The following is an 11940-nucleotide window of genomic DNA, read 5'->3' as shown; positions in this document are numbered from 1 at the left end:
AAAGAACGCTGCTTACATGGCGCCGCCTGATGCAAATCAGGCGGCGTTTTTCATTGTGGGCCAGCGCGCACGCTTGCGCCAGATCAAACGACCGGGGTATCGGACTTCTAAGATGGGCGACTCGTGCCCTCGTGACGGCAGGCCTATGACGCTCAAGGTGTGGCTGGAAATCATGCAGCAGGCGGCGGCTGGCAGTGGCGCCTTGCTGGCGGCGGCCTTGAAGCAGGCTCAGGTAACTATAGCCCGGCGGCACGATGGCGAAGAAGATGGAACGGGCATCGTGCTGTTCGCCGAAGCCAATACGGCGCTGCTGCAGGCGCTGCCGGCACTGTGCAGCCATGCCCGCGTGCTGGCCATCGCCGCCTGCGGCCAGGCCGTCAGCTGCGCGCAACAGCGGGCCCTGCTGGCGGCCGGCGCGCTCGATGTGCTGCTGTGGCCTGGCGGCGCCGTCGATGCGGGCCAGGTGCTGGCGCGCCTGCAGCGCTGGCAAGCCGTGGCGCAGCTGCTGGCGTCCAGCGCCGTGCGCCAGCAACTGGTGGGCGGCAGCGCTGCCTGGACCGCCTTGCTGCACCACGTGGTGGAAATGGCCGCCTTCAGCCAGGCCCCGATGCTGATCACGGGCGAGACGGGCACGGGCAAGGATTTACTGGCGCAACTGGTCCACCGCCTGGGCAACTGCCGGGGCGACTTCACCATCCTCGACTGCACCACCCTGTCGCCGGAACTGGCTGGCAGCGAACTGTTCGGCCATGAACGGGGCGCGTTTACGGGCGCAGCGGCACCGCGCGACGGCGCTTTCGCCCTGGCCGACGGCGGCGTGCTCTTCCTCGACGAAGTGGGCGAACTGCAGCTGCCCCTGCAGGCGCAGCTGCTGCGCGCCATCCAGGAACGCAAATACAAGCGCGTGGGCGGCAATACCTGGCAGCCGACGCAATTTCGCCTCGTCTGCGCCACCAACCGTGCACTGGAAGACGAGGTGGCGCGCGGCGCCTTCCGCGCCGACCTGTATTACCGCATCGCCGGCTGGCGTTGCCAAACCCCGCCCCTGCGCGAGCGCCAGGACGACATCTTGCCGCTGGCCCGGCATTTCCTCGCCGAACTGGCCCAGCAGCAGCCGCCCCCGCTGGACGCCGCCGTGCGCGAATACCTGCTGCTGCGCGACTATCCGGGCAATGTGCGCGAGCTGCGCCAGACCGTCACGCGCATCTGGCACCGCCATTGCGGCCCCGGCCCCATCACCATCGGCGCCCTGCCCCCCGAAGAACGGCTGCTGGCGCCGCCCTGGCCCGACCAGCACTTCGAAGCGGCCGTGCGGCGGGCCCTGACTCAGGGCTGCAAGCTGTCGCACATCGCGCGCTGCGCCACCGACATGGCCATCCGCCTCGTGCTGGCCGAGGAACACGGCAACAACCAGCGCGCCGCCGCCCGCCTGGGCGTGACGGACCGCGCCTTGCAGATACGCCGCAAGGCGGCCGCCTGCGCGACGCCAGCCGCGACTGCCGCTACGATTGCGATTCCGCCGGCCGCGCCTTGATCTGCCTCAAACCAGCCGCGCCAGCCGCAAGAAATTGCCACCCGTAATCAAAGCCGCATCGGCCGGCGGCAAGCCTAGCAGCTGAATCTTGTGCAATTCCAGCCCCGGATGCAGCCAGGGGCCATCCGAGCCGAACAAGACCTTGTGCGGCCCCGCGCGGCGCACGGCCTGCTGCAGCAAGTCGAAGCGGCGCACGCCCGAGCTGTCCGCATGGATGTTACGGTGGCGGGCCAGATGGTCGATCAGCGCCAGCTGCGCCGCCCAGTCGTCGCCGAAGCTGCCCAGATGGGGCAGGATGAAATCGACATCGGGATACTGCTGCGCCAGCAGTTCGGCCACGGCCACTTCGCCGGCCGGGTCGTACAGCACGGGCAAGCCGAAGAAACGGGCCGCGTCGCACACTTCGCCGCTGATGCGCGCATCCAGGCGGTGCGCCTTGATGCCGACAAAGCCGTAGCGCTCGACGGCCGTGCGCACCAGATCCTGGATGCGGCCCCGGTCGCGCCGCGCATGTACGAAGGCAAAACCGTAGAAACGCTGCGGATCGGACGCGACCAGGCGCGCCACGCCATGGTTGGCGATCGCGTAATCGGAGTGGAAGGTGGCGAACAGCACGCTGCGGGCGATGCCGGCCGCCTGCGCGCGGCGCAGATAGGCTTGCAGCGGCGCATCGCTGTCCCACGGCCCGCTCAAGCCGTCGCCCGGCCCCGCATGGCAATGGCAGTCGATGATCATCTTGCCGCGCTATTGCCAGTCGCCCATGACGACGATGCGGTTGCCACGCCGGCGCCAGCGCCCGCTCTCCTCCTCGCCCTGCGGCGCGGCCGAACGGAAATGCGGCAGCTGCTGGTGCAGGGCCCGCGTCAGCGCGCTTTCCACGGCGCGCGCGCTGCCGTCGCCGTCGGCCGCCAGGCGCGCCGCCTGCCCCGCGATGCGCACGAAGCGGCGCGCCAGCTCCAGCTCGCGGTCGGCCGGCGCTGCGGCCTCCAGCTCCAGTTCCAGCGCATTGCTGGCGGCGCGCCCCAGGGCCGAACCGAGCGCCGTGCCCACGCCCGGTATGGGGATCATCGAACCGAGGGCGCCGCCGACAAAGGGCAAGGCCGTCTTGGCCACGGCCTTCAAGGCGCCGCCCAGGGGCTTGGCCACCTTGGCGATGGTAGCACCCACCTTCTTGACGCCCTTCCACACGCTCTTGAAGACGTTGCCGAGAAACTGTTCCAGTTCCTCCTCGCTGGACACTTCCAGCAATTCCATGGCCAGCTGCAACTCTTCCTCTTCGCTGAACAGGGCCGGGGCGCTCCCCTTGCCGGGCCAGGCTTCGCCAAACTCCAGCACTTCAAACGCGGTGCCGGCCCGCTGGCGGCATTGCGCGCATTCACATTCGAGTTGATGCATGATGTACTCCTTCGCAGTCGTCAAGGCGCTGTCGTCAGTTCCACATTTCACCCAGCACGGCCAGTTCCAGTTCGCGCCGCTGGTTGGTCAGCACGCCGCGCTGGTTGGCGAACATGTCGTCATGGATGCGCTGCTCGATGCGGCGCCGCTGCGCCGCCGAGGACAGGGCCGCCACGTACACCTGGTGCGCGCTGACGTCGACGGCCAACATCTGGCCGCACAGCCGGTGCTGCAGCAAACGGCGGTGCAGATCGTCCGTCTGGCCGCTGTAGGCGCGGCGCCTTCCACCCGCATCGAACTCGATCACGTACAGGCCCGGGCCGCGGCCATTCGGGTCGCGCAAGGCATTGGCCAGCGTCCCCAGCGCCTGGTAAGTCAAGGCGGCCGCTTCCGGCACCCGGCCCATGGTGCCGGCCAGGGTGGGCGGGATTTCACCTTGTTGCCCGTCATCGTCCTGGCCCTGGTCCTGCCCTTGATCCTGTCCCTGGCCCGCATCGATGCCCGGCTCCGGTTCCTGCTGGTCGCCAAACGCCGGTTCCGCCACGGGATAGGCCTGCGGATAGAGGGTCGGGTAGAGGGGCACGTAGCCGCCCCAGCCCCGGTAGCGCGGCGGCAGATAGGGCACGGGCGGCGGTGCGGGACGGCGCTGTCCGCGCAGGGGCGGCCGCGCGCGCAGCCCGCCGCCGCGCATGCCCCCGCGCGCGCCACCGGGGGGCCAGCGCTCGCCCTCCCATTCGGCCTCGCCCTCTTCCTCCCCCTGCCACTCCTGCGACCACTCTGGCGACCACTCCCCCTGCCATTCCTGCTCGCCGGCCGCTCCCGACTGCCCCGCAAAGGGCAGCATTTCAAACGCTTCATTCATATCGCCTCCTGATGTGATGTTCAAGCAAGCCCATCGCCTGCTCCAGTTGCCGCGCCGTCTGGTCGGCCCGCAGCAGAAAAGTCAGCGCGCCGGGACCTTCCCCCGCTTGCGCCAGCGACAGCACGCCCGCTGCGCGCAAGACCCGTTGCAAATGGGCGCGGCCGGGCAGGCGCTGCACGGGAAAGCTGCCACCCTGGCAGGCGATGCCGGCCGCCGCCATCCCCGCCCTCCATTGCGCCACCCGCTCCGCCAGCCTGGCGCGCAAGGCGTCGCCATGGCGCGCATTGAGCGCCAGCGCGCGCCGCGCCGCCGCCAGCACGGCTGCCGAAGGCGGACTGGCATGCACGCGCGTCTGGCTGTGCGCCTCGAAGCGCCGCAGCAAGTTGCCGCTGCCGGCCAGCACGGCCAGCGGCACGCCAAAGCCCTTGGCCAGCGAAGCGCCAACGATCAGGTGGCCGCCCCCCTTGTCGTAGCCGCCCGGCAAGCCATGCAGCCGCGCCGAGCCGCCACCAGCCGTGCCCATCACGCCCAGCACCTGCGTGTCGTCGAGCAGCAGATAGCCGCCCCCCTGGCGCGCCAGGGCCGCGTAGCTGGCCAGCGGCAAGACCTGTTCGCTGCCCGGCACATAGCCATCGGCCAGGATCAGCGGGTGCCGCCCCTGCCGGCCCCAGTGCGCCGCCAGGCGCCGCAGCACCGCCATCTCGCCGCTGGGAAACATGCGCAGGGGCAAGCCCAGCGCCTGCGCCCGCTCGGCGCCCCAGCGCGCGATGGCGTAGCTGCCGCCATCGACGAGGATCACCAGCCGCTCGGCAGCGAGCATGCCGAACAGGTCCCAGAACAGGTGCAGGGTCGACGGCAGCACGCAAGCGCCCTCGCAGCCTTGCAGCGCAGCCAGGCTTGCTGCCAGGGTTTGCGCGCCGGGCGGCTCCTGCAGCGCGGCCGGCTGTCCCTGAGTCAGGCTGCTCCACGGCGCCAGCGAAGCCGCCGGATGGCGCATGCCCAGGTAGAGCGCACTGGTAAAGTCGAGCATGCACGCGCCCCGCTCCCGTCCTAGACGCTGCGCAGCTGCTGGCTCAGGCGCTGGCGCAGCAATACCGAGGGCATCGTCGCTTCGATCACCGGGTCGCTGCTGTCGACGGACAGGTCGACCCCGGTGGCGGCGCGGTAGCCGTGGATATAGCCCTGCACTTGCGGGCGCCAGAAGCGCGCCCAGTTGAATGCCTGCGTGGGTTCGTAGATGTCGCTCCAGTTGCCGTAGCGAACGGAAAGCAGCAATTGCTCGCCAAAGATGGCCAGGTTGCGGAAATGCATCACGCTCGTATCCGTCCAGCCTTGCAATTTCTTCATGGCATCGACCCGATCCATCCACGGTTCCGGATACGCCACCATCACGCGCGTCGGCAAGAATTCGCGGAATTCAGGCCGCGCCAGCATCCATTGCTGCATCAGCATCTCGATGCGCGCCGTCGACGGCAAGTCGCCGAACTGGTTGTGCGCGCCCTGCGACAGAATCAAATGGATTTCCTTCAAGGCATTCAGCACGGGGAAGGCATCCGCCTTCACGGTGGTGTCGTCATCCTGCTTGTAGAAGGAAGTGAGCAGGCGCAACAGGTGGTGGAATGCTTCCAGGAATTTCGAGCGGCTGTCGGCCGGCCGGAAGTGCTGCACTGCCTTGCCGTCCAGGCGCACACCGTAGTGATGGTCATATTCGTAGTTGCGGCGCACCACGGTCAACCGGTGCTGCTCATCCTGGGTGTAGCCCCAGAGCAAGTTATTCAGGGGCCGCAGCATGTCGATTTCCGTGTTCGACAAGGGGTCGAGGCCGCCGCCGGGGGCGCGCAGGTTCTGGAAGCGTTGCGCGATGGCGTTCATGGTCTGCACCAGCATGCCCTCTTCGTGCCAGTACGACCAGATCAGTTCCAGCAGGCAAGGGTTCGCCAGCTTTTCCTGGATGATGCCAAAGCACAGGTCCACTTCCCCCTCCTGGCCGCGCGGGATGCTGATGGGGATGTCGGGCAATTTGCGCCGGATCACGGCCAGGTAGGGCAAGGTCTGGAAGCCGTCGATGTTTTCCAGGTAATCGTTGCGCAGCACGGTTTCCAGGTCGCGCCCCTGGGGGATGTCGCGCCGGTCCAGATAGGCGTTGTCTTCGGCCGGATTGAAAGCCAGCGGCTGGTTCAGCACGCCGCAATTGACCATCACGAACGCTTCCGTCGCCACTTTCAGCACGCGGTAGGAGTCCGAATCGGAGAACGGCAGCGCGCGGCGCTGCTTGAGCTGCTGGAACATGTCCGCCTTCTTGACGAAGCGCTCCTGCTCGAAGCCGCGCACGGCGGCCAGGTCGCCGCAAAACAGGCTGTCCATGAAATGCAGGTAATTCGTGAACGACATCGCCTCGGTGCTGTTGCGTATCAAGGTCCACAGGGGCAAGTCTTCTGTCGGCTCCGTTTCCGTGCGCGTCAGCGACACGCCCACATTGCCCGAGATGGGCTGCGGCTGGCGCTCTTCCGTCTCGTATTCCGCATCCACGGCCAGCATGGCGTTCGGACTCAGCCCTTCCGGCACGGGCAAGGCGCCGCGCAGGTCGGGCCGCTGCGACAGCATCATCTGCGCCATGAAACGGTGCATGCCGGCGCGCCGCACGGGCGTGGAAAAGGCGTTCGGCGTGCCGCGCAGGGGCACCCATGGCGCGGCGGCCAGCACCTGCACCTGGTCGCGCCCGTCGGCGCTTTGATCGCCGTCAAACGAGACGGTGGCCACGGCGCGGTCGCCCACCCTGCCAAAATTGCAGTCGCTGGGATGGCAGTCCGGCGTTTCGAAGGCCAGCCCCACCTGCGGGTTGAGCTGTGGCTTGAAGCACAGCACGGCGCTGCAGCCGGCCTGCACCGTCACGCACTGGGGCGCCGTGGCGGGGAAATTGCCATACACGCCCACGTAGCTGCCCGTCGCCAGGTCGGCAAACACGGTGCCGCCACGGCCATCCGTCCAGCGCACGCCCACCAGCATGGCGGGGTCGGCTTGCCAGGCGGCAGCGTTGAAATCATGGCAGTCGGCGTCGGCGCCCCGGTACAGGCTGATCGCGGCATTGACGACCATGGCCCCGCTGTCCTGCTCGTGCACGGTGACGACGATGCTGCCGCCCTGCTGTTTCGGGCCCGCCTGGCCCGCCGTCCCGCTCCTGCTGCCCATCTTGCCACCCATCTTGCTGCTCATCTTGCTGCTCATGTCATTCTCCTCAATGGATAATCAAACGGCTTGCCGGACCGGCGGCCATGCCGCACGACATCCGCGCACAGCTCCGACGTGTCCAGGGTGCTGCGCAGGGCCCAGTGGGCCAGCAAACGCCCCAGCAGCTCGCTTTCGTCTTCCGGGCTCAAGGTGCCGCTGGCGCGCGCCTGGCCCAGCACGGCGAACACCAGGGTCGGCGTCGCCTGGTACATCTGCGCCGGCGCCAGGGCCCAGCTGCGAAACAGCTGCGCCAGCATGGCCGGCTGGCGCGCGTGCACGGCCATGGCTTCGACCAGCGAGCCGCCGCGCAAGGCCGGCGGCCGGTGCTGCACCAGCAAGCCCACCAGGGCGTCCATGCTGGCCTGCAACTGTTCCAGCAGCCGCTGCCGGGCCGGCGGCAGGCCGGCCAGCGGGTAGTACGACAGCCACAGCTGCTCCAGACGGTCCCACTGCGGATGCGGATACAAGGCCCGTCCCATGGCACAGCTCAGGCGCACCCGCAGCCATGGCACCGGGTGGGGATCGTCGATATTCAGGCGGAAGACAAACACGCGCGGCAGGCTGACCACGCCGATCAGGCCCAGGGTGGCGGCCACGCCGACCCGCGCCAGCGACCAGAAGTCGGCCACGATCTCGGATATCCACCGCTCCCACAGCTGCCACACGTGCACCAGGCCGCTGCCGCCGTGCTGCATGGCTTGCAGCACGGGCCGCAAGGACGCCACCAGGTCCAGCAGCGCCGCGCCCTGATGGCCGATCTCGTGCACCAGCGACGAGGCGATGCCGCTGCCGATCATGCGTTCGCGCGGCAGGCGGATGATGGCGACGGGATTGTCGCCGCCGCCCGGCAGGCGCGTGCGCGCGCGGCGGATGGCCGCGCCCGGCCCCCGGTCCAGGTAGCAGATGACGGGCGGCGCCTGGTAGACATCGCCGGGCAGCGCCAGCGCATCGGCGGCAACGATATCCAGGCCGGCCAGCCACACGCCCGTCTTGTGCTCGCTACGCTGGGTGATGACCTCGTTGAACAGGTCGAACTGGGTCAGCGCGGCATTGAACTTCAAGCGCAGGAAAGTGAAGCGGCGCTGGGCCTCGGCAGCCGTGGCCATGCTGGCGCCGTCGGCGTGCTCGCGCCGCAGCCACCACTGGAACTGGGCCACCATGCGCCGCAAGGCGCGCCGGCCCTGCACCAGTTGGCTTTCGATGGCCGACTGGGCGCTGGGCATCAGGGCGGCCGCCAGCACCGTCGGCTCGATCAGCGCAAACGGTTCCAGCCGCGCCAGCCGCGTCAGCAGCGAGCGCGCCTCCTGGTCCAGCATCCAGGCTGCATAAGCGCCGATGGCCATGATGTCACACGCCGTACAGGACGATCTTGTGGCCCTGGCGCGCCCAGCGGCCGCTGGATGGCCGCATGCCGGCGCCGCTGCGCACGCCGGCCGGCGCCATGCCGCCCCCCGCAGCTGCGCCGCTGCCGTTCTGCGTGGTGGCCTGGCCGCCCGGCCGGCCCAGCAAGCCTGGCGCGAACTGGCGCGCCGCCGCGCTGGCCGCCGCCTGGGCGACGGCGCGCGGGTCGCCATTGCCGCGCGCTTGCGCGGCGCGGCTGACGGTATCGGCCGCAAGGCGCACGAACTGCTTGGCGCCCTCGAATTCGCGGTCTTCGTTCGACGACGCTTCCGCTTCCAGCCCCAGGGCGCTGCCGGCGGCCGAGGCCAGGCCGCTGCCGATCTTGGCGCCCAGCGGGCCGCCGAAATAGCCGCCGATGGCGCCGCCCGCCAGGGGAATGGCCTTCTTCGCCACGCCCTTGAGCACGCCGCCGATCGCTTGTCCCACGGGCGACTTGATGATGCCGCCCGCCACGGAGGCGGCCTTGCGCAGGAAATTGCCGAGAAACTGTTCCAGTTCGGCTTCATTGCTGACCGACAACAGTTCATTCGCCAGCTCCATCTCCTCGGCCTCGGAAAACATGGCGCTCGCGCCGCCCTCGCCGCTCCACTCGCCCTGGCCAAACTCGAACTGTTCCGCTTCAAATCCGGACATTTCCTGTCCGTATTCCAGGGTCGTACGATCCAAGTCATGCATGATGAACTCCTCAAAGTTAGCACCTCGGTTGACATAACAGTGCCGGACGCAGCAGCCGTCCGGCTAACAATCGAGCACGACGATGTGCCCGCCCTCGCGGCGCCAATGGCCACCATCCCGTCCCGGCGTTTGCGCCGCCTGCCTGAGCAAGCCTGGCGCCGCGCGGCGTGCCACTTGCAGCAGGGCCGCGTCCACCCGCGTCCTGGGGTCGCGCGCGCCCAGGACGCCGTCCTGCACCAGCGCCGTGTTGACGGCATCGATCAGGTGCACGACCTGGCGCGCCAGTTCGAATTCCTTGTCTTCCGGGCTCAATCCTTCCAGTTCCATGCCGAAGATGGCCGCAGCGCGCCGCTTGAGCGCCTGCGGCGAGCCACCATGCAGGGGCAGCAAGGGCGCCAGCACCTTGCCCAGCAACTGGCGCAGCGGCCCTTCCAGCGGCGTGCCGCGCACTTGCTGGCCCGCCGCGGTGGCGCCCAGCTGGTGCGCCAGGAAAGCATCGAATTGGGCCGGCCCCTGCAATTCCAGCAACTGCGCCGCCAGCGCCAGCGCATCTTCCTGGAGCGGCAGCACGCCCGGCGTTTCAGGCAATTCCATTTCGGGACGATAGGCGAGCAGGCGGCTGGTCATGACAGGCTCCGTTGAAAGGCGGGCGGATGGCCCATGCCTCCCTGACGCAAGGGGCATGCCAGTCCGGCGCAGGGGAAGAATGGGACAGGATGGCGAACGGCGTTTCGCCGATAGCGTAAAAACCATGGTTTCCGGCGAAGCGGGTTTCGTTGTCAAGATGAGCTTTCAAACAAGCTTAATTGGCAGGAATGATTACGTCGCCTATCCGCCACAGTGCTCGCTATCGGCAAAAAATATTTTTCATTTTCAAAAAGAAAACTTCGCGCTACCCCGCCAAAAACACCGTCAACACCACGCCAACGGACGATAAAAGTAAACGTGGCCAACACGTAAATAGTTAATTGGAAACAGGATTTTGGTAGGCAAGCCCTACAATTAACGGGCCAGAATTTGATTGCCTGAAAGAAACTAAATGATAGACCCTACCTTGCGCCGTTTGTTGGCCATCACATTACTCAGCCTGCTTGCCGCCTGCGGCGGTGGCGGCGACAGCAAGACCGGCGCCACCCAGAACCCGGACATATCGGTCGTGCCGCCGACCACCACGACCCCCGGCGATCCGGCCAACCCCGGCACCAAGCCGGGCGACACCATCCCGCCGCCGCCCCTGACCACGCCCCCGGCCAACCAGACCGCCACCTTCACGCGCGCGGAAGCGTCGCGCTTCCTGGGCCGCGCCACGTTCGGGCCGGACATGGCGGCCATCGACGCCCTCGCCGCCAGCGACAGCGACGCCTGGTTCCGCGCGCAGTTTTCCAAGCCGCAAACCTTGCACCGCAAATATATCGACGCCAAGTATCCCGTTGCGGGCGCAGCGGCCACCAAGGCCGTGCCGAACGACTTTTACGAGTCGTTCTGGCAGCAAGCCGTGCGCGGCGACGACCAGTTGCGCCAACGCGTGGCCTTTGCCCTGTCGGAAATCTTCGTCGTGTCCACGCAAAACGAGAGCGTATGGACGCAAACGCGGGGCGTCGCCAGCTATTACGATATGCTGGGGCAACATGCGTTCGGCAACTTCCGCACCCTGCTGCAGGGCGTGGCCACCCATCCGATGATGGGCCTGTACCTGTCGCACCTGCGCAACCAGAAGGAATCGGCCACGCGTACGCCCGACGAGAATTTCGCGCGCGAAGTGATGCAGCTGTTTACCATCGGCCTGTACCAGCTGAATGCGGATGGTTCATTGAAATTGTCCGGCGGCAAGCCCATCGACACCTACACGCGCGACGATGTGGGCGGCCTGGCGAAAGTGTTTACGGGCTGGAGCTGGGCCGGCCCGGACCAGGGCGCGAACCGTTTCTTTGGCAGCGTGGCCGATCCGGACCGCGACTGGAAACCGATGCAGAACTATGCGGCGTACCACTCCACCAGCGAAAAGCGCTTCCTGGGCGTGAGCGCGGCGGGCGCCGCCGGCGGCGAAGCGGACATGGCGCTGGCCCTCGACACCCTGTTCAACCATCCGAATGCCGGCCCCTTCTTTGGCCGCCAGCTGATCCAGCGCCTGGTGACCAGCAACCCCAGCCCGGCCTATGTGGGCAGGGTTGCGGCCGCCTTCGCCAACAATGGTTCAGGCGTGCGCGGCGACATGCAGGCCGTGATCCGCGCCGTGCTGCTCGACCCCGACGCGCTGGCGCCAGCCGGCAGCAGCCTGCGCACGGGCAAATTGCGCGAACCGCTTGTGCGTCTGGGCAACTGGATGCGCGCCTTTCACGCCAAAGATGCGGCCTTGCAGTACCGCATCTATTACCTGAGCGATCCGCTGTCGGGGCTGGGGCAGAATCCCATGAACGCGCCATCCGTCTTCAACTACTTCCGCCCCTCGTACGTGCCGCCCAATTCGGCGCTGGCGACGGCGGGCCTGGTGGCGCCGGAAATGCAAATCACGTCGGAGCCGTCCGTCACCGGTTACCTGAACTTCATGCAGGACGCCATCCGCGGCGGCGTGGCGGAAAACAGCGCCGTGCAAGCCGACTACTCGGCCGAACTGGCCCTGGCCGACCAGCCCGCCGCCTTGCTGGACCGGGTCAACTTGCTATTAATGTCCGGCAATATGTCGTCCCGGCTGCGCGGCAAGATCCTGGCGGCCGTCACGAGCATCGCGATTCCCGCCGCCAGCGGCAGCAATGCCGCGCAAGTGACGACGGCAAAAACCTACCGCGTGCACCTGGCCATTTTCCTGGCCATGGCCTCGCCTGAATACCTGGTTCAAAAATAAGGA

At 67.7% G+C, this 11940-nt stretch carries 11 protein-coding genes; 3 read left to right on the top strand and 8 right to left on the bottom strand.

The genetic code is table 11. The annotated features are described in order from the left end of the window. Positions 1–145: 145 nt before the first annotated feature. Entirely contained in the window at positions 146–1534 is a 1389-nt protein-coding gene (locus tag OX459_RS09480) for a sigma 54-interacting transcriptional regulator (RefSeq protein ID WP_289904765.1), read from the top strand. 6 nt (positions 1535–1540) lie between these two features. On the opposite strand, the gene OX459_RS09475 is transcribed toward OX459_RS09480, so the two are convergent. From OX459_RS09475 to OX459_RS09440, 8 genes are all read right to left on the bottom strand, one after another. Then, entirely contained in the window at positions 1541–2269 is a 729-nt protein-coding gene (locus OX459_RS09475) for an amidohydrolase family protein (protein WP_289904764.1), read from the bottom strand. Positions 2270–2278: 9 nt separating this feature from the next. Further along, the gene (locus tag OX459_RS09470; protein WP_289904763.1) at positions 2279–2929 is read right to left on the bottom strand and encodes a hypothetical protein; all 651 of its coding nucleotides are present in this window, start codon (positions 2927–2929) and stop codon (positions 2279–2281) included. A gap of 34 nt (positions 2930–2963) precedes the next feature. Further along, the gene (locus OX459_RS09465; protein WP_289904762.1) at positions 2964–3791 is read right to left on the bottom strand and encodes a hypothetical protein; all 828 of its coding nucleotides are present in this window, start codon (positions 3789–3791) and stop codon (positions 2964–2966) included. Then, the gene (locus OX459_RS09460) at positions 3784–4821 is read right to left on the bottom strand and encodes an aminotransferase class I/II-fold pyridoxal phosphate-dependent enzyme (protein ID WP_289904761.1); all 1038 of its coding nucleotides are present in this window, start codon (positions 4819–4821) and stop codon (positions 3784–3786) included. Before OX459_RS09460 ends, OX459_RS09465 begins: the two co-directional genes overlap by 8 nt. Positions 4822–4841: 20 nt before the next feature. Next, on the bottom strand, positions 4842–7016 hold the full coding sequence (locus OX459_RS09455) for a hypothetical protein (RefSeq protein ID WP_289904760.1): 2175 nt from the start codon (positions 7014–7016) through the stop codon (positions 4842–4844). Next, positions 7013–8362 (bottom strand): hypothetical protein, encoded by a 1350-nt coding sequence (locus OX459_RS09450; protein WP_289904759.1) that lies wholly within the window; start codon positions 8360–8362, stop codon positions 7013–7015. The genes OX459_RS09455 and OX459_RS09450 overlap by 4 nt, the downstream gene beginning before the upstream one ends. A gap of 4 nt (positions 8363–8366) precedes the next feature. After that, complete coding sequence (locus OX459_RS09445) at positions 8367–9095, bottom strand: hypothetical protein (RefSeq protein ID WP_289904758.1); 729 nt, start codon at positions 9093–9095, stop codon at positions 8367–8369. Positions 9096–9158: 63 nt separating this feature from the next. Continuing rightward, positions 9159–9722 carry a hypothetical protein gene (locus tag OX459_RS09440; protein ID WP_289904757.1) on the bottom strand — a complete coding sequence of 188 codons (564 nt, stop codon included), beginning with the start codon at positions 9720–9722 and terminating at the stop codon, positions 9159–9161. Between OX459_RS09440 and OX459_RS09435 the strand changes: the two genes are divergently transcribed. Continuing rightward, positions 9721–10032 (top strand): hypothetical protein, encoded by a 312-nt coding sequence (locus tag OX459_RS09435; RefSeq protein ID WP_289904756.1) that lies wholly within the window; start codon positions 9721–9723, stop codon positions 10030–10032. The genes OX459_RS09440 and OX459_RS09435 overlap by 2 nt on opposite strands. 102 nt (positions 10033–10134) lie before the next feature. Next, entirely contained in the window at positions 10135–11937 is a 1803-nt protein-coding gene (locus OX459_RS09430) for a DUF1800 domain-containing protein (protein WP_289904755.1), read from the top strand. Positions 11938–11940: the final 3 nt, after the last annotated feature.

Source organism: Janthinobacterium sp. SUN026 (genome assembly GCF_030397625.1).
In the GTDB taxonomy this organism is placed as follows: Bacteria; Pseudomonadota; Gammaproteobacteria; order Burkholderiales; family Burkholderiaceae_D; genus Janthinobacterium; species Janthinobacterium kumbetense.
The sequence above is the reverse complement of the archived record's forward strand: the minus strand, read 5'-3'. Positions and strand labels throughout refer to the sequence as shown.

Bases quoted from the DNA above. Each gene is read 5' to 3' on its own strand.
- OX459_RS09465 (WP_289904762.1), bottom strand. From the start codon at position 3,791: ATGAATGAAGCGTTTGAAATGCTGCCCTTTGCGGGGCAGTCGGGAGCG.
- OX459_RS09480 (WP_289904765.1), top strand. From the start codon at position 146: ATGACGCTCAAGGTGTGGCTGGAAATCATGCAGCAGGCGGCGGCTGGC.
- OX459_RS09435 (WP_289904756.1), top strand. From the start codon at position 9,721: ATGACAGGCTCCGTTGAAAGGCGGGCGGATGGCCCATGCCTCCCTGAC.
- OX459_RS09430 (WP_289904755.1), top strand. From the start codon at position 10,135: ATGATAGACCCTACCTTGCGCCGTTTGTTGGCCATCACATTACTCAGC.
- OX459_RS09460 (WP_289904761.1), bottom strand. From the start codon at position 4,821: ATGCTCGACTTTACCAGTGCGCTCTACCTGGGCATGCGCCATCCGGCG.
- OX459_RS09470 (WP_289904763.1), bottom strand. From the start codon at position 2,929: ATGCATCAACTCGAATGTGAATGCGCGCAATGCCGCCAGCGGGCCGGC.
- OX459_RS09450 (WP_289904759.1), bottom strand. From the start codon at position 8,362: ATGGCCATCGGCGCTTATGCAGCCTGGATGCTGGACCAGGAGGCGCGC.
- OX459_RS09455 (WP_289904760.1), bottom strand. From the start codon at position 7,016: ATGAGCAGCAAGATGAGCAGCAAGATGGGTGGCAAGATGGGCAGCAGG.
- OX459_RS09440 (WP_289904757.1), bottom strand. From the start codon at position 9,722: ATGACCAGCCGCCTGCTCGCCTATCGTCCCGAAATGGAATTGCCTGAA.
- OX459_RS09445 (WP_289904758.1), bottom strand. From the start codon at position 9,095: ATGCATGACTTGGATCGTACGACCCTGGAATACGGACAGGAAATGTCC.
- OX459_RS09475 (WP_289904764.1), bottom strand. From the start codon at position 2,269: ATGATCATCGACTGCCATTGCCATGCGGGGCCGGGCGACGGCTTGAGC.